The following is a 16,640-nucleotide window of genomic DNA, read 5'->3' as shown; positions in this document are numbered from 1 at the left end:
TTTTCGTCTGCAGGCGGCGGGCCTTACAGCATAATGGTGACCAGATAACCGGCAAACAATGCCAGATGTGCCGCACCGTTCAGCACATTGGTGCGGCCGGTAGAGAAGGAGAGCTGACACAGGATCAGCGACGCCATCATAATCACCATCTGCGGCGGCTCAAGGCCAAAGATCAGCTCCTGACCAGTCAGGGTAGCGATCAGGGTCACGGCCGGTACGGTTAACGAAATCGTCGCCAGCACCGAACCGAAGAACAGGTTCATCGCGCGCTGCACCTGGTTCATCAGCACCGCTTTAATTGCCCCCAATCCTTCCGGCGACAGGATCAGCAGCGCCACCAGGAAGCCGGTGAACTGTACCGGTGCATTCAATTCGGTCAACAAGCTTTCCAGCGTGTTGGCATTCATTTTGGTCACCGCAATCACCGCCACCAGATGCACAATCAACCAGACGGTGTGCCAGACGCTGCTGTGTGCCGAGGGCTTACCGTGATGGGGATCGCCATCATCGCTCTCATCCTCATGCTCATAGACAAACAGGCTCTGGTGGGTTTTGGTCTGGATCAGCAGGAAAACGCCATACATGGCGGCTGAAATCGCGGCAATCAACAGCGCCTGCGCGGTAGAAAAGTTGCCGCCGGGCAGGGCGTTAGGAAACACCAGCACCAGAATCGCCAGCGGAAAGATGGCGATCAGATATTGCTTCACGCCTGCCAGATTAACGTACTGCGTGGCGAACTTATTGCCGCCGAGCAGCAGGGCGAAACCGACCAGCCCGCCAGTGACAATCATCACAATCGAGTAGAGCGTGTCACGCATCAGGCCGGGCGCGGCATCGCCGGTGGCCATCAGCGCCGAGATCAGGCTCACTTCAAGGATCACTACCGATAAACTCAGTATCAGCGATCCGTAGGGCTCGCCCAGCCGGTGTGCCAGCACATCGGCATGGCGCACCACGCTGAACGCGCTGCTAAGAATGGCAATCAGCGCCAGTATGTTGATACCGACGACGATCGGAAACGAGGTTTGTGCGCCAAAAAAATAGAGTACACCCAGCGTAACGATGGGAAATATCAGCGAGAATTCCTTGTGACGTGTTTTTTCATGTGAAGGCATTCACCATCCTCTCTGGTTAATGATCATAAGGGCAGCGGCGCTGCTGTTAAAATATAATCAGTTTTAGGGCAGCGCGCAGTTTATCTTTTCAACCGCCTGAGCGGGAAAAATTTACTGCTTTTTACTTAAGTACTATAAAATATCGGAAGCCGGTTAACCGGGTGTTATCCAGAATATTGCATTAATAATCAGGTAATAAAGAATCGTTAATCCCCGATGACTTCGCTGTTTAGAACGATAAAATGGTTGGATTAAATGAATTTACAGGGTGATTATAAGGATTTTTGTCTAAACTGAGCATAAATCGTTATTTGTATTTTTGCTGTCCTGAGCCAGACTTATTATGACCCTGTAAACCGAGGAGGAAGTATGCCTTACGATAGCCGAGCCGATTTACCTGACAACGTTAAACACGTACTCCCGGCGCACGCGCAGGATATTTATCAGCAGGCGTTTAACAGTGCCTGGTCGCAGTATAAAGAGGCCGAAGATCGCCGCGGCGATGATTCCCGCGAAGAGGTGGCACATAAAGTGGCCTGGGCGGCGGTGAAAAAAGAGTATGAAAAAGGCGATGACGATAAGTGGCATCCTAAGCGCTAATCTATTTGCGTAGCCTGCTTTCATCAAAGGGCCAGAAATATCCGGCCCTTTTTTCTGCCTCTGCTATCAGGTTTATCTGGTTTTTTTTATCCTGCGACCCGCCTCACGCTTGAAACCCCACCAGTAAATGGATTAATGTCAATTTTGTGAACGAAACGCGAAGCCGTTTTGGTGATCGTTACAGAGGAGCCATCTGGACAGGACGCCGTGAAAGTCGAGGAGGTCGCATTGCTTACCCGGGAATTTCTTTTAAAAGCGGATTGTAAAACGTCGTTCGGTGATATCGAAGAGACGCTGCTCTGGAGTTGCGAGCAGCGCGCGGCGTCGCTGGCTGCTACGCTGGCCTGCCGTCCCGATCACAGCCCGGTATGGATCTTTGGTTACGGCTCTCTGATGTGGAACCCGATCTTTGAAGCGGATGAGGTAGCGTCCGGCTCGCTGGAAGGCTGGCATCGCGCTTTCTGTCTGCGGCTGATTGCCGGACGGGGTACCGCCACCCATCCTGGCCGGATGCTGGCGCTGAAACAGGGCGGCCGGACCAGCGGTCTGGCTTTTCGTCTGCCCGAGGCGCGGCTGCATGAAGAGCTGGCACTGCTGTGGAAACGCGAGATGATTACCGGCTGCTATCTGCCGACCTGGTGTGAACTGCAACTGGATGATGGTCGCAGCGTAACGGCGCTGACTTTTATCATGGACCCGCGTCATCCGCTGTATGAGTCAGATTCCTGCCCGGAAGCGATCGCCCCGCTGATTGCCGCCGCCAGCGGCCCGCTTGGCTCGAATGCCCAGTATCTTTTTTCACTCGAAGAGGAGCTGACTAAACGCGGCATGGAAGAGGAGAGCCTGAGCCGGCTGGCGCATCAGGTGCGGACTTTACAGCAGAGTCACTGCCTGAAGCAGGCCTGATCTCTCTCAGGAACAACAACCCTCACCACCGCCCGGCGGTGAGGTCAGCCAGTCGGGCGGCACAGTCGGAGACTGCTCCAGCCCGTTACCTCGCCAGTCAGTTATCCGGATTAATCAGCCAGGTGCCAGGTTTGTCAATCGTCAACGATTGCGCGTGCGTCACGCTGCCGTTGTGGACTTCAATACGATACTGTCCGGCCGCCAGATTCAGTGCAGCGAAACCGCTGCTGCCCGGTTTGACCTCCAGCGGCTGTCCATTGAGCACCACATTCTCACCGCTTTCCAGCTTGAGATAGACCGTTGCCAGCATGGCTGGCGCAGCCGCCACTGGGGTTGTCGGAGCGGGCGCGCTGGCCGCTACCGGTGATTGCGTCACCTGCTCCGGCGCGGCGCTGTGACGATTCGCCAGCCATACCGCAGCAACCACCGCCAGCAGAGCCACGGCGGCGGCACCGATCAGTCCCGGCGACAGCCGACGCACGGTACGCGGTGTAACCGGCTCGGCGGCGGCGGCACCGTGATTCACCGCCATCACGATCGGAGCCGCTGCGTCGACCGGCTCCTCTTCCACTGCGGCGACACTCTCGCCCGGCACCGGAAAACTATTCACCACCGCTTCAACATCGCTCACCGGCAGATCGATTAATGCAGCAAACGCATCAATCGATTGCGGACGATCGCCGGGTTTCATCGCCAGCGCGCGGTCAATCGCATGCAGCAGCGGCAGGGAATAGCCTGCCGGCTGACGCTCGGCCAGCGGCTGGTAATTATCTTCAATGCAGCGCACCACGCTGACCGGCGGCGGGTTGCCGGTGATCAGGCTATGCAGCACGGCACCCAGGGCGTAGATATCGGTCCACGGACCCTGTTCGACCTCACCCTCTTCGCTGTACTGCTCAATCGGCGCAAAGCCCGGCTTGAGCATGATTTCGGTTTCATCGGAGAGATTGCCGATCTCCTTACGCGCAGAGCCGAAATCCAGCAGCACCGGCAGCTGGTTTTCCTGAATCTGAATATTATCCAGCGAGATATCGCGATGCAGATAACCGGCCTGATGAATGGTACTGATGGCTCCCAGCAGCGGCGGCAGCAGACGACGGATCCAGGCTTCGGAAATCGACTCCGGGCTGGTGATCTGCCACTCTTTCAGCGTCATGCCGCTGTAGTAGAGCGTACCCATATAGGCGGTGCCGTTCTGCTCCCAGAAGCGCAGCACGTGCAGCAGGCCCGGATGGTTAAAGCGGGCCAGCAGCCGCGCTTCCTGAATAAAACTATTCAGGCCGGCGTTAAACAGTTTCTGGAAGCGTTCGCCACGCAGTTCCAGCGTCAAGTCCGCCGCGCGTACCGCCAGCGAAACCGGCATGTACTCTTTGATGGCGATAGTGCGTTCCAGCTGGTGATCCCATGCGCGATAGACAATGCCGAAACCGCCACCGCCAATCACTTCCTTGATCTCAAACTCGTTGAAGCGGTATCCGTCCGGCAGGGCATTCGGAACCGTTTTCTGATTATCATTTGCCGACATAGTGAACTCTCTGAACACGGCCTGCTCGCCAGGCTGCGCGGTAATTAATTGATGTTACGCCAGGCACCAATGGCAGGATCAACCAGATCCGCGTGCAGGGTGTCGATGAGTAACACATTCACTTTTTGCTGTGGCATGAAATGCGGCGCCCATTGGCCGCGCAAAGTATCAACTCGCGATTTCACAGCGTCAGCATCCTGCTGCGCAGCATTCTTATCCATCTTAATCAACAGGGTTCCATTAAAACGCCAGACGTGTTGCTGGCTATCGAACGGCAGAACCAGCCAGCTATCGGCGGTATCGGCGCGGGTCACAATCATGCGCTGATTGTTCGCCGCAATGACTTCCAGTTTGCTGTCCGGGATGGTCAGGTTAGCGATCGGATAACCCTGATAAAAGGTCACCGCCACCGGCGTCGGATGATCCGGTGTCGCCAGCGTCAGTTCACTTTTGCCTTCGGCCCAGCCGTCGGGTGAGCACTGCTGCTTGCTGACGTCCGGGATAAACATCGTCCGGGCATTCTCATCCCAGGCGGTACGAAAATGGCAGCCGCTCGGCAGATCAAAGTGCTGCAGCGGTGTGCTGTTGGCCGGGCGCGACAGATCCAGCGGCGCGGCGTTACTTTCGCTGGCGCTGGCCGTGGCGTCCGCCATCACAATCGGCCGCCAGTTCTGTAGCTTGCTGGCGCTGCCGCTGGCTAGTACGCCGCCGTCTTTGTCGGTCATCTGCCACGGCATGACATCCAGCAAACCACACTGGTTGGCGAGCAGGGTACCGACGCGCGGTAAAAAGGTGGTCAGCACCGCCGAATCCTTACTTTTTCCAGAGACAATGCGCAGCGGCAACGTCTCTTTGCACCAGTCGTCGGGCGCTTTGCTCACCACGTTATCGATGTAGACCTCCAGCGCCAGGCTGGGGGAATAGACCACACGATAATTTTCGGCCTGGGCGTAAAAGGCTATCAGTAAGGTGGCGATGCCGGGCAACCACAGTTTCATAAGGATCCTTGGAATCAAAAACGAGGCGGCAGAAAGCGCGCCGAATCAGCCAGTGAATAGAGCAATGTCGCTTCTTCCGGCTCACCAATCCAGACCGCCAGTGCGCTGAGATTATCTTTTTTCACGTTGCGGCTCACTGCCTGTTCCATCAGTGCCAGCCACTCTTCGCAGGCGTTCACCATGCGCAGCGCCTGCTCCATTTCACCGGTGGTCAGGTTGAGCCAGAATCCATCGGTACAGACCAGAAACGCGTCGCCATCTTCCAGCGCAATCTGGTGCGAAAAACTGACTGCACGCGGCGGTTCAGCGCCGAGCGCATTATAGAGTAAATTACTGTTAATGCCGGTATTTTCATAGCCCGCTTCTTTCAACTGCTGGGCCAGGCTGTGGTCGCGGGTGACCTCATGCAGCACCCCGCGCCGGAAGTGATAAACCCGGCTATCACCTGCGTGGGCCCACCATGCACGCTGTTTTTGACGGTCAATAAACAGCGCCGCAAGGGTGGTACTCATCCGTGCAAATTTCGGATTCTTTCCCTGTGCCTCATGCAGCGCAAAACGGCACTGTTCGATCGCCTGACGGGTAAAGTCGGGCGTAAAGTGTTCACAGTTCTCCAGCTGGCTCAGCAGACTGTCACGCACCAGCTGCGCCGCCATCTCGCCACCTGGCAGACCGGCGACGCCGTCACAGACCACGAAACAGGCCCGGCGATCGTCCAGCGCGGCACCGGTGCGGTCCTGATTATCATCGCGCAGGCCTTGCTGGCAGCGGCTGGCAAAAACGATTTTCATGCTTCATCTACCCGCGTCTGGGAATCTTTGTACTGATTAACCTCCATGTCATAGGCATGCAGGAACGCTTCGCCAAACAGGGTATGGAAATCATCTTCAATTTCGCCGGCGGTGCGCTGATAGTTGCGGGTAAAGTAATCCCACAGCGCCGCCTTTTTGGTGCTGGAGAACGGCAGCTTCGGCAGCACGCCGTCGGCGCGTGCCTGCTCTTCCAGTCGCGCCGGATTAAACGACTGCAGCATCGCTGCAATGATGGCGCGGATACCGGCAATCATCCCCAGCTGATGCGCCTGCAGATCAACCAGCGCATCGCGTACCGCCTGCTCAGGTGGCATAAAGCCGGGCATCTGGCTCTGATACATCTGCATCAGCACGGTTTTACCGGACGGCAGGATCTTAAAAGGGTTGTTGGCCTCATTCAGGATCATCGTCATGTCCGCTTTCACGCCGCGCTTGAGGATGGAGCGCGACGACAATAGCGCCACCGTACCCTGCGAAAACAGGCTAAGCATCCGACCGGTGATGCGCATCTGCTCTTCATCAATCGGCGTTGCGTGGCCGTTGCTCAGCCCCATCCCGTCCAGCAGCGCGGCGATCAGCTTGTCCTGATCCTGCGGCTGGGACGACAGGGCGCGGCGCGGCTCGTCCGCCTGAGGCTCAATCGCCAGCCGCGCATCATTATGGCGTTCGTGGCGCACCGGAGACGCATCGTTTACCAGCAGGCGGTCTTCAACCTCGTGCTCGTGGTGTTCATGAATGCCTAACGGATTGGCAGGCTGATCGCTGTTGCCGGCAAACAGCGCGAGGGGATCGTTCTGGTCGCTCTGACAGGCGGGATCGCGCACTTCCAGCGCATAATCGCCGATACGCAACGCGTCACCATGCTTTAGCAACACCTGCATGCCGCGACCGAGCGCGATGCCGTTATGCTCAACCGGCGTCACGCTGCCCTGATTGGTCAGGCGGCATTCGCCGTCATGCGACAGATGAACCAGCGCCTGCAGGCGCGAAATCGCGCGCGACTCATCTGGCAGCACCAGATCGTTATCCTGACTACGGCCAATGGTGCCGCCAGGCGGTTGAAACGCAACGGTTTTAACCGGAACATCCGTAGTGCATTGCACAATGGTAAATTGCATGAGTTATCCCAGATTGAACGGCAAACGCAACCGGCCTTACTCAAACATCGGTGGGTAAAGGCCATTACGTCCCGGCTGTGCACCTGCCGCCGGGTTAAACAGTAACGAAAACAGTTGTGCCGTGAGGTTGCCGCTGTGCTTGTGGGTGGCATGGGCAAAACCATCACTGCGGTTACTCCACCAGTAGCTCATATGCTGCTGGGGATCGAAGCGTTCAGCCACTTCACGCCAGCTCAGCGTGCAGGGCAAATCCTGATAACCGATCACCTCCATGATTTCGGAAGGCTGTCGGGCCGGCACCAGCAGCGGCGGCAGCGTCTGAATCTGCTGCTCCAGTTGCGCACCGTTGAGCGGCGTCTGTACTGCCCGCAGCAGCGTCGCACCGAGATCCTGAAACCAGTCGCCTGAAATGGTCAACTGAGCCGGATGCCACTGGCTGAGCGGAAAACTGTGCAGCGCCAGCAGCGGCCAGGCACGGCCGACGCGGTCACAGGAGGGCAGTAAACAGCCCATCTGCACCTGCTGTCGGGTTGGGGTAATCGGCAGGACAAAATTCCATACCGGTGCGCGTAAAAAGTTCGCGGTTACCGCATCATCCTGCTGATGCCAGTGCATCAAACCCTGCTGGAACCAGTGATTCCAGGGGGTGATCTGTTGCTCGCTCAGCCGGTGATGCAGAAAGTCGCCGGTTGACGGCAGCTTGCCATACCAGCCGGGGGCAGTATAAGCAGCCATGTACACCTCACCATTACTCGCTATGCAGGGTCAATCGTTGTGCAGAGCGGGAGGGCGTCACCGCCAGCATAGGGCCGGACTGCCCTGCAATTTTCAGATTTTCCGCAAGCTTACGCATCATCAGCGCATTATCACGTGCATAGGGCGATGACTGAATTTGCTGATCCAGCAGCTGGCTCAGGTGCCAGTCGAGCTGCTGAAGATCGCGGGTGCTGACCGAGTCGGGCAGCGAGCACTGCAGGTTTTGCAGCAGCCAGGCACGCAGAAATTCGCCATCGTAATTACGCGGTTGATACAGCATCTGATAGGCGCGCAGGGCATTGCGGCTGTACGCGTTATCATCGCCCGGGTCATTGCGCAGAATATTGGTGATCTGCTGGGCGACGCGCGGCAGCAGTAAAGACTTAAGCGCATTTTGATAAAGCGCCCAGGCCGCATCGCTGACCTGCGTCCCGCGATATAAGCCCACCCGCATAGTAAGCGGCGGATTATCGAGAGAAAAACGATCGGACAGCGGCAATTTCACCAGGCTATTGAGAAAGGGTAGCAGATCAAAAATATTATCAGCAGGCTGATGAATCACCTGCTGACTCTGCTCACGAATAGCCGGTACCCGCGCTTCAACCTGATGCAGATAGTGCTGATTCTGGTAATAACTGAGGCCCCACAGGCTTGACATAATCAGCAGGCCGCCAGCCAGCACGCCGTAACCGATCCAGTGAAACAGCTGATTGCGGTATTCCCAGCGCCGGTTGCTGCCGGCCAGGCCGCTCTCTTTAAAGATCAGATCGTTGAGCAGGTCGCGAATAAAAAAGCTCTGACCTTTGTTACCCGGAATCGGGCTGTTGCGGTTAACGCTGTCCCACGCGGCGATCGAATGATCACCGGCCTGGCGCAGCTGCAGTTTACGGCTCAGCTCGCCCATCACCCGGTCAAAAGGCAGACCTTCCTGGGTGCCGCTGGTGAAGAACAGGCCGCGCGGACTCCAGGCAACCGCATCCTGATGGTCAGAGAAGACGATATCGAGGTATTCATTCAGCAGCGGACGCAGCGAGGCAAACTCCTGCGGGAACAGGAAACATTCGGCGCGCTCATTAAGATCGCGCTCCTGAGTCATCTGGTCAGCCAGCTTCTGCTGTAACTCCAGCTCCAGCCGCTGAAACTGCTGGCCGAAATGGCGATGCCAGTCGCCTTTATGTGGCTTACCGAGGTCCCAGTTAAAGGTAAAGCCCCAGATAGCATCACGCTTCGCTTTGTCGACCGAGCCGAAATAGCTCATAAAACCTTTCAGCAAGTCGGTTTTGGTCACCATGACATAGACCGGAAAATGGATGCCGGTCTGCTGGTGCAGTTCCGCCATACGCTCACGCAGCGCGCTGGCCTGCGCAAACCGCGCCTCGGCGGAGTCACTCAGCAGATCGGCGATGCTAATGGTCATGATCACGCCGTTAATCGGCTGGCGGGTGCGGTAGCGTTTAAGCAGGTTGATGAAGCTGTGCCATTCAGCGGCGTCGCGCGCGCGCTGGCTCTCCTGCAGCGCGTAGCGGCCGGCGGTATCAATCAGCACCGCGCTGTCGGTGAACCACCAGTCGCAGTTGCGGGTGCCGCCCACGCCGCGAATCGCATTTTTGCCCAGCGTATCGGTCAGGGGAAAATTCAGTCCGGCATTCAACAGCGCCGTGGTTTTACCGGCTCCCGGCGCGCCCATCACCAGATACCACGGCAGCTGATAAAGGTAATTGGAATTAAAGCGCGACAGCAGACCACCGGAATGGCGGCGACCAAACTGGGTGCGCCTGAGCTGCATCGCCGCATCGCTGAAGCGCTGGTTGAGCAGTTCTTCGGTCACCTGACGTTCGGCGGGATCGTCGCTGCCTGCGGCCTGTAGCTGATTCAGTAACCGGCTATTAAACCAGGCACGATAGAGCGACGGCATCAGCTGGAACAGGACCCATAAAAAATAGAAGGCGCTGACGGTGAGCTGGCGCGGCAGGATCGGCTCCAGCGGTCGCGATTCGCCCCACGTCCAGAGCGGACCGAGCATCCACACCAGACAGCTCAGCGCCGTAACGCCGATAAAACTCCATAACAATCGATGTGTCAGAAGCAGTCGAACGGAAGCGCGCATTATTATTGTGCTCCTTGATGATTACTGAGCGTTTCGGGCGCGGCAAACAGGGTGATTTCAACGCGGCGGTTGCGGGTACGGTTTTCGCTACTGTCGTTCGGCAGCAGCGGGTCGCTGTCACCGCGGCCCTCAGAACGTACGGTATGGCCGTCGGCCAGCTGGACCTGCAACAATTGCGTCACCGCGCGGGCGCGGGCGAACGAGAATTCGTAGCTGGAGGCGAACCGGCTGTTATCAACCGGGTGATCGTCGGTAAACACCGACACCAGAATCGTGCCTTTGACATTTTTCATGGCGGTCGAGACGCGAGCCAGCAGGGCGCGCCCCACCGGGTTGATGACCGTGCCCTGTTCGGCGAACAGCTTATCCGCCGGGATAATAACTTTGCTGCCGAAGGCACCGTCACTGACTTCAAGCTGGCCTGCGGCAATCACATCATTCAGCCGCTGTCGCAGGTCGAGCAGCGCCTGAGGAGAAGAGGGACGACGACCGGCGGTTATCTGCGGCAGCGGCGTCTGATAGATAGCGCGCAGCAGCGGCTCGGCCGCATTGCCCAGCCGCCAGTTCAGGCCGCTGTAAATCAGGCAGCCGATCAGCGCCACCAGCATCGCGCAGGCCCACAGCGGGACCATCGGCCGCGCCAGGGTGCTGACCAGCGGATGCACTTCCACCAGCGGCGGTTGTGGCGTCTGACGCTGAGCACGCGTCTCTTCAATCAGCTTTTTCAGTCGTTTACGGATACCGTCGCACTGGGCGCGGCCCTGTTCACTGCCGCGATAACGGCCTTCATAGCCGAGCAGCAGACAGTAATGCACCACCTCCAGTAACCAGAGGTGCTGTTGCGGGCTCTGTGAAATACGTGACAGCAACTGAAAGAATTTTTCACCGCCCCAGCTTTCATTGTGAAAGGTCACCAGCATACCGTTGCCAGACCAGACGCCGCGCGTGCCCCAGGGCGTTTGCGCCGCCGCTTCATCCAGCGCGCTACAGACGCAGTAACGCGCGCCGATAATCATCTCAAACGGCAGGCCGGCCTGTTTACAACGCTGTTCGAACTGGCGGATCTCATCAATAAGCGACTGGCGTAAGCCCGCAGGGTCGTCATGGGTGGCTGACTGACGAATTTGCACCACCGCGTTCAGCAGTGGCGCTGCAGCCTGAAGTAATAGATTCTCATTGCCTGAGGGGGTGACCTCACGCGCAGGGGATTCCACAGTCATTAATTCGTGATCTTCCAGCCAATGGCAAATCCCTGAACCCGCAGCCCAGGACGGTGCTGCGGGCAATATGCGCCGGATTTCATGTTTAGTCTAAGATCCAGGTCGCGGTATCGTTAGTGCGGCACGCTTTACTGGCACCGCCAACGGCGACACAGACCTGTTTCGTCTTGCGAGGACGGGGGCGATCGCTCTGGACAGTGGCGTCATAGCGGCTGCTTTCCACACCCGCTTTTAGCGGAACGTAACCAATCATCGGGCCGTCAGCCTGATCGGCAATCGCCAGCCAGTGATTTTCCACATTGCCTAATACTTCAAACGGTTTACCCGTTTCGAGATAGCGAACCACTTTGCCGCCGTAATCGGGCGTCGTCATCACTGACGCGCCATACAACGCTCGCCAGGTCTGATTGACCGGTTCGAATTCGGTCGGCGCCGCAACGGCATGCCGATGAACCAGCTTGACGCCGTTGATTTCGCTGGTCACCAGCGTGTCATCAGTGACGGGCGGCGGCGGGGCCTTACAGCCTGCCAGGGTAAGGACCGCCAGCAGTGTTAACGCAAGACTCTTTTTCACCATGTTCCTCGTGATCTCATCAAAGTATCTGCATATTACCTGGCCCAACGCAGGAGGGCGCCGACAAGGGCGCCGCAGCAGGCCAAAGTTCTGACATTCAAAAAAAGGTCAGATTACATCAGGATAGTACTGCGTTCAGTCTACCTAAGACTTTTGAGAATTCAAACCATTGCACCGGCTGCCGATGCGTGATAGCAGGCGCTTTTCTGGCAAGCCAGGGCGCGGGAAAAGCGCCATGCTTTACGATAGTTAAAGCTAACTGAATTATCGCGACGGCAAACTGGTTGAGAACGTTGTCGCGCATTCTGCCACGCAAAGGATTCAATGGGAAACTATTAAGTTTTTCTAATCACTCATTGTCAGAAATTTTTATCCATTTGCCTTAAGAAACTCATCAAAATCGGAATTTCCGGGCGCGCCGGCCACGCTTTTTACTGTCAAAACGGCACGGCTTTTGCTTAATAATGGTTTTACGCCGATGAGAGGTGAACCATGAGGGACGCCCTGAGCTGGTTGCAGGCATCACGGGAAAGCGATATTGCCAGCCTGCAACGGCTACTGCAGACCGGACAACTGCTAACGGCGGTCAGTGAGCTGGTCCACCAACTGCAGCGGGAGCGCGGTGCCAGCAATATCTGGATCTGTTCCCACGGCCGGCTGTTCAGCGCTGAGCGGGTCGCCCGTCAGCAGGAGGTCAGCGCCTGCCTGCAGCAGGTTTATCAGGCGCTACCGCCAGCGGTAGCGCAACCGGGCTACAGCCGCTTCTGTCACCTGATCGCCGCCGCATTACAGGCGCTGAGTGAACTGCCCGCACTGCGACAGCAGATCGCGGAGGGGACGCTTAATCAGCCAGCGGCGATGGCGGCGTTTAACCAGGTGATACGCACCTTACTCAACCTGGTATTTGAAGCCGCTGACACCGCCAGCCATCCCGATATCTCCCGCGCCCTGATTGCGCTGTTCAGCTTTATGCAGGGCAAAGAGCTGGCCGGACAGGAGCGCGCCATTGGTTCCGCTGGCTTTGCGGCCGGGCAGTTCAGCACCGATCAGCGCAGCCAGATGGTCGCGCTGATTGCGGCCCAGGAGCAGAGTTTCACCACCTTTCACCAGTTTGCCGATGACCAGGCGCGTGCCCGATGGCAGCCGCTGGCGCAGGCCAGCCGGGATATCGAGCGGTTGCGGCGCATCGCCTGCACCGGCGGCAGCGGCGAAGCGTCCGGCGCGCTGCACTGGTTTTCACTGCTTTCCGCACGGCTCGATCAGATGAAACAGGTCGAAGACGGACTCTCCGCCACGCTGATGCTGCGTTGCCGGACCGCGATTGAACTGGCCGAACAGCAGGCGGCGCTGCCATTGACCCCGGTGCAGGGAGAGAGCAGTTTTGCGCTCTATGTTTCGGGTGCCGACTGGCTGCCCGGCGCGGCCACGCTGGACAGCGACGGCCTGGCGCCGCAGCTTGGGCGCTCAGTACTGTCGCTGATTGGTGAACAGTCGCAGCGCTTGCAGCAACAAGCCGATGAACTGGCCGCCATGCGCGCTTCACTGGATGAGCGCCGGATCATTGAACAGGCCAAGCACTGGCTGATGCAGCAGCACGGTTTCAGCGAGCAGGCGGCCTGGCAGGCACTGCGTAAAAGCGCCATGAACCAGAACAAACGGGTACTGGAGATCGCGCAGGCGGTGCTGGCCGTCGCCGCGACCCTCAACACTTAACCCGAAAGCGTTAGCTGCACAACGCTTGTGCGCAGCCTGCGTCAGAGAAGTGCAAAAACGGTTGCTTTTTCACCCGGAGCAGGGCGAAAACCCGGCGTTAAAGCGGTCAGTAATTCTGGCACGCTGCTTGCTTGATAGTACAGACAGTGCGCATTGTTCCCGCCAACGGCGGTGGGGCCAGTGCTTTGGATAAAGGCGTCCATCCGCATGCTTCGGCATGTCGGAGGACGCCTTTTTTTATTCCTGTTCAGGGGCAATATGATGAGCAAAACGCCATTTTCCCTTTCACGACGTCAGTTACTGCTGTCCGGTGCCGCGCTGGGCGGGGCCTGGGTTGTTCCGGGATTACGCAATGCCGTATGGGCGGCGGGATCGGATGCGCCTGAGAAAAACACCGTGCGGGTCGGCTTTATTCCGCTCACCGACTGTGCACCCGTGGTGATGGCGTCAGTTAAAGGATTTGATAAAAAATATGGCCTGACGCTACAGGTCAGTAAAGAGGCGAGCTGGGCGGCGGTACGCGACAAACTGACCTCTGGCGAGCTGGATGCCGCGCACGTGTTGTACGGCATGATCTACGCCCTGCAACTCGGGGTGGCCGGTCCGCAGCACGACATGGCTAATCTGATGACGCTCAACCATAACGGCCAGGCGATCACTCTGTCGAACCAGCTAAAAGCCAGCGGCGTGATAGATGCGGCCAGCCTGAAAAAGGCGGTCGACAGCCAGGCCAAAGGCCACTTCACCTTCGCCCACACTTTTCCCACCAGCACCCACGCCATGTGGCTCTATTACTGGCTGGCCAATGCCGGCATCAACCCGTTTGAGGAGGTACGCACTGTGGTTGTGCCACCGCCGCAGATGGTGATGAACATGAAGATAGGCAACATGAGCGGCTTCTGCGTCGGTGAGCCGTGGAACCAGCGCGCCATCAGCGACAACATCGGCTTTACCGCCGCCACCAGCCAGCAGATCTGGCCTGAGCATCCGGAAAAAATCCTCGGCACCCGCGCGCAGTGGGTCAACGAGAATCCTAATACCGCACGCGCACTCACGGCTGCGGTACTGGAAGCCGCCCGCTGGATTGATGCCTCTGACGATAACCGTCGCGAAACGGCCCAGGTGTTAGCCGGGCGCGCCTGGATCAATACCAAAGTTGAGACGCTGCAAGGGCGGATGCTGGGTCAGTACCAGAACGGGCTGGGTCAGTCGTGGCAGGACGCGCATCCGATGCGCTTCTTCGGTGACGGCAAGGTCAGTTTCCCGTGGCTCTCTGACGGCATGTGGTTCCTGACCCAGATGAAACGCTGGGGTCTGCTGACCGACGATCCTGATTACCTGGCGGTAGCACGCCAGATTAACCGCATCGACATCTATAAACAGGCCGCCAGTGCGGTCGGCCAGATCGCACTGCCCGCCACGGAGATGCGCAGCAGTACCCTCATCGACGGCAAAGTCTGGGACGGCAGCGATCCTGCCGCCTATGCCGCCAGTTTCGCCATCAAACATTAAGAGAGGATGCCATGAAAACTGACGCGCGCGCCCTGGCGCAGCCGGTACAGACCGACAGCAGTGCTACCGTTATCCCGCTGCAGATTACCCCGAAAGCCGCCGCCAGACCGGCTCGCCTGCGTCCGCTGATCCAGCGGGCTATCCCGGCAGCCGGCGGGATGCTGTTGCTGCTGCTGGTGTGGCAACTTGCCGCGCTGTCGGAGCCGTCTTTTCCGACGCCGTACGCCACCTGGCAGGCGGCGCAGGTGCTGTTTGCCGATCCGTTCTATAGCAACGGTCCCAACGATCAGGGCATCGGCTGGAACGTGCTGGCGTCGCTGCAACGGGTCGCTGTCGGCTTCGGCCTGGCGGCCCTGGTCGGCATTCCGGCCGGTTTTCTGCTCGGCCGCTTTCTGTTTATGGCACGGATGTTCAATCCAATTATCGCCTTGCTGCGCCCGGTTAGTCCGCTGGCCTGGCTGCCGATTGGTCTGCTGCTGTTTCAGCGTGCCGAGCCTGCTGCCAGCTGGACCATTTTCATCTGCTCAATCTGGCCAATGATCATCAACACCGCTGAAGGGGTACAACGCATTCCACAGGATTACCTCAATGTGGCGCGGGTGCTGCAGCTCTCCGAGTGGACGGTAATGCGCCGCATCCTGCTGCCGGCGGTGCTGCCCGCCGTGCTGACCGGGGTTCGCCTGTCGATTGGCATTGCGTGGCTGGTGATTGTCGCTGCCGAAATGCTGACCGGCGGACTGGGTATCGGCTTCTGGATCTGGAACGAGTGGAACAACCTCAATGTGGAAAACATTCTGATCGCCATCCTGATTATCGGCGTTGTCGGCCTGTTGCTGGAGCAGGGCTTGATGCTGCTGGTCCGTCGTTTTAGCTGGGATAAATAAGGAGTTCACCATGTCACACATTATTCGCGTTCAGCAGGTCAGCCAGCGCTTCAATACCGCCAGCGGTGAATTTCTGGCGCTGGATAACGTCAGCTTTGATATTCACCAGGGCGAAACCCTGAGTCTGATCGGCCATTCCGGCTGCGGCAAATCAACCCTGCTGAACCTGATTGCCGGATTAAGCCGGCCCAGCAGCGGCGTATTGCTGTGCGATAACCGCGAGATCGCCGGGCCGGGGCCAGAGCGGGCTGTGGTGTTCCAGAACCATTCGCTGCTGCCCTGGCTGACGGCGTTTCAGAACGTTGAACTGGCGGTGCAGCAGGTGTTTAAAGGCCGGCTCAGTAAAGCGGAAATGCGTGACTGGATTGAGCACAACCTGAATCGCGTGCAGATGAGCCATGCGATGCACAAGCGGCCGGGTGAGATTTCCGGCGGCATGAAGCAGCGCGTCGGCATCGCACGGGCGCTGGCGATGAAGCCGCGGGTGCTGCTGCTGGATGAGCCGTTTGGCGCGCTGGACGCTCTGACCCGCGCGCATCTGCAGGACAGTGTGATGCGCATTCAGCAGGCGCTGAACACCACCATCGTGCTGATCACCCATGACGTCGATGAGGCGGTGTTGTTGTCAGATCGGGTACTGATGATGACCAACGGCCCGGCGGCGCGGGTCGGTGAGATTCTGCCGGTCGATCTGCCGCGTCCGCGCTCACGCGTCGCGCTGGCCGACGATCCACGCTATCACCAGCTACGTCAGCAGGTGCTGCACTTTCTGTATGAAAAACAGACCACGGCGGCGTGAG

15 protein-coding genes are annotated in these 16,640 nt (G+C 58.3%); 6 read left to right on the top strand and 9 right to left on the bottom strand.

Features of this window, described 5'->3' with window-relative positions:
• Positions 1-23: 23 nt before the first annotated feature.
• Positions 24-1,115: a sodium-potassium/proton antiporter ChaA gene (chaA, locus tag ABIB18_RS06235; RefSeq protein WP_031377315.1), complete on the bottom strand. Its 1,092-nt coding sequence runs from the start codon at positions 1,113-1,115 to the stop codon at positions 24-26.
• Between the two features lie 369 nt (positions 1,116-1,484).
• On the opposite strand from chaA, the gene chaB reads away from it, so the two are divergent.
• The gene (gene chaB / locus ABIB18_RS06230; protein ID WP_031377314.1) at positions 1,485-1,715 is read left to right on the top strand and encodes a putative cation transport regulator ChaB; all 231 of its coding nucleotides are present in this window, start codon (positions 1,485-1,487) and stop codon (positions 1,713-1,715) included.
• Between the two features lie 228 nt (positions 1,716-1,943).
• Positions 1,944-2,621, top strand: a complete 678-nt coding sequence (locus ABIB18_RS06225; RefSeq protein ID WP_031377313.1) for a gamma-glutamylcyclotransferase — start codon at positions 1,944-1,946, stop codon at positions 2,619-2,621.
• Positions 2,622-2,718: 97 nt separating this feature from the next.
• On the opposite strand, the gene ABIB18_RS06220 is transcribed toward ABIB18_RS06225, so the two are convergent.
• From ABIB18_RS06220 to ABIB18_RS06185, 8 genes are all read right to left on the bottom strand, one after another.
• Positions 2,719-4,146 (bottom strand): serine/threonine protein kinase, encoded by a 1,428-nt coding sequence (locus ABIB18_RS06220; protein WP_046288374.1) that lies wholly within the window; start codon positions 4,144-4,146, stop codon positions 2,719-2,721.
• Positions 4,147-4,190: 44 nt separating this feature from the next.
• Positions 4,191-5,144, bottom strand: a complete 954-nt coding sequence (locus tag ABIB18_RS06215) for a hypothetical protein (protein ID WP_031377510.1) — start codon at positions 5,142-5,144, stop codon at positions 4,191-4,193.
• Positions 5,145-5,158: 14 nt separating this feature from the next.
• Positions 5,159-5,935: a PP2C family protein-serine/threonine phosphatase gene (locus ABIB18_RS06210; protein ID WP_031377509.1), complete on the bottom strand. Its 777-nt coding sequence runs from the start codon at positions 5,933-5,935 to the stop codon at positions 5,159-5,161.
• Positions 5,932-7,074, bottom strand: coding sequence for a type VI secretion system-associated FHA domain protein TagH (gene tagH, locus ABIB18_RS06205; protein ID WP_031377508.1), 1,143 nt, complete (start codon positions 7,072-7,074; stop codon positions 5,932-5,934). The genes ABIB18_RS06210 and tagH overlap by 4 nt, the downstream gene beginning before the upstream one ends.
• A gap of 36 nt (positions 7,075-7,110) precedes the next feature.
• A complete protein-coding gene (gene tagF, locus ABIB18_RS06200) occupies positions 7,111-7,809 on the bottom strand; it encodes a type VI secretion system-associated protein TagF (RefSeq protein ID WP_031377507.1) in 699 nt (232 codons plus the stop codon).
• A 13-nt stretch (positions 7,810-7,822) separates the two neighbouring features.
• Entirely contained in the window at positions 7,823-9,937 is a 2,115-nt protein-coding gene (tssM, locus tag ABIB18_RS06195; RefSeq protein WP_354473826.1) for a type VI secretion system membrane subunit TssM, read from the bottom strand.
• Between the two features lie 2 nt (positions 9,938-9,939).
• The gene (icmH, locus tag ABIB18_RS06190) at positions 9,940-11,157 is read right to left on the bottom strand and encodes a type IVB secretion system protein IcmH/DotU (RefSeq protein WP_031377505.1); all 1,218 of its coding nucleotides are present in this window, start codon (positions 11,155-11,157) and stop codon (positions 9,940-9,942) included.
• A gap of 85 nt (positions 11,158-11,242) precedes the next feature.
• On the bottom strand, positions 11,243-11,734 hold the full coding sequence (locus ABIB18_RS06185) for a hypothetical protein (protein WP_031377504.1): 492 nt from the start codon (positions 11,732-11,734) through the stop codon (positions 11,243-11,245).
• A gap of 489 nt (positions 11,735-12,223) precedes the next feature.
• Here ABIB18_RS06185 and ABIB18_RS06180 point away from each other — a divergent pair, with 489 nt between their 5' ends.
• The 4 genes from ABIB18_RS06180 (at position 12,224) to ABIB18_RS06165 (ending at position 16,639) form a co-directional block, all read left to right on the top strand.
• Positions 12,224-13,444, top strand: a complete 1,221-nt coding sequence (locus ABIB18_RS06180) for a nitrate regulatory protein (protein ID WP_031377503.1) — start codon at positions 12,224-12,226, stop codon at positions 13,442-13,444.
• Positions 13,445-13,705: 261 nt separating this feature from the next.
• On the top strand, positions 13,706-14,956 hold the full coding sequence (locus tag ABIB18_RS06175; protein WP_354473846.1) for a CmpA/NrtA family ABC transporter substrate-binding protein: 1,251 nt from the start codon (positions 13,706-13,708) through the stop codon (positions 14,954-14,956).
• Between the two features lie 11 nt (positions 14,957-14,967).
• Positions 14,968-15,840, top strand: coding sequence for a nitrate ABC transporter permease (gene ntrB / locus ABIB18_RS06170; protein WP_031377501.1), 873 nt, complete (start codon positions 14,968-14,970; stop codon positions 15,838-15,840).
• 10 nt (positions 15,841-15,850) lie between these two features.
• Positions 15,851-16,639, top strand: coding sequence for an ABC transporter ATP-binding protein (locus tag ABIB18_RS06165; RefSeq protein ID WP_354473824.1), 789 nt, complete (start codon positions 15,851-15,853; stop codon positions 16,637-16,639).
• Position 16,640: the final 1 nt, after the last annotated feature.

The organism is Pantoea sp. UYEF8 (assembly GCF_040546285.1).
Lineage (GTDB): Bacteria > Pseudomonadota > Gammaproteobacteria > Enterobacterales > Enterobacteriaceae > Pantoea > Pantoea brenneri.
Note: the sequence above shows the minus strand (reverse complement) of the source record. Positions and strands in the feature narration are given on the sequence as shown.

Bases quoted from the DNA above. Each gene is read 5' to 3' on its own strand.
- ABIB18_RS06180 (WP_031377503.1), top strand. From the start codon at position 12,224: ATGAGGGACGCCCTGAGCTGGTTGCAGGCATCACGGGAAAGCGATATT.
- ABIB18_RS06210 (WP_031377509.1), bottom strand. From the start codon at position 5,935: ATGAAAATCGTTTTTGCCAGCCGCTGCCAGCAAGGCCTGCGCGATGAT.
- ABIB18_RS06175 (WP_354473846.1), top strand. From the start codon at position 13,706: ATGAGCAAAACGCCATTTTCCCTTTCACGACGTCAGTTACTGCTGTCC.
- ABIB18_RS06215 (WP_031377510.1), bottom strand. From the start codon at position 5,144: ATGAAACTGTGGTTGCCCGGCATCGCCACCTTACTGATAGCCTTTTAC.
- icmH (WP_031377505.1), bottom strand. From the start codon at position 11,157: ATGACTGTGGAATCCCCTGCGCGTGAGGTCACCCCCTCAGGCAATGAG.
- chaA (WP_031377315.1), bottom strand. From the start codon at position 1,115: ATGCCTTCACATGAAAAAACACGTCACAAGGAATTCTCGCTGATATTT.
- tagH (WP_031377508.1), bottom strand. From the start codon at position 7,074: ATGCAATTTACCATTGTGCAATGCACTACGGATGTTCCGGTTAAAACC.
- ABIB18_RS06165 (WP_354473824.1), top strand. From the start codon at position 15,851: ATGTCACACATTATTCGCGTTCAGCAGGTCAGCCAGCGCTTCAATACC.
- tssM (WP_354473826.1), bottom strand. From the start codon at position 9,937: ATGCGCGCTTCCGTTCGACTGCTTCTGACACATCGATTGTTATGGAGT.
- ABIB18_RS06220 (WP_046288374.1), bottom strand. From the start codon at position 4,146: ATGTCGGCAAATGATAATCAGAAAACGGTTCCGAATGCCCTGCCGGAC.
- ABIB18_RS06185 (WP_031377504.1), bottom strand. From the start codon at position 11,734: ATGGTGAAAAAGAGTCTTGCGTTAACACTGCTGGCGGTCCTTACCCTG.
- chaB (WP_031377314.1), top strand. From the start codon at position 1,485: ATGCCTTACGATAGCCGAGCCGATTTACCTGACAACGTTAAACACGTA.
- tagF (WP_031377507.1), bottom strand. From the start codon at position 7,809: ATGGCTGCTTATACTGCCCCCGGCTGGTATGGCAAGCTGCCGTCAACC.
- ntrB (WP_031377501.1), top strand. From the start codon at position 14,968: ATGAAAACTGACGCGCGCGCCCTGGCGCAGCCGGTACAGACCGACAGC.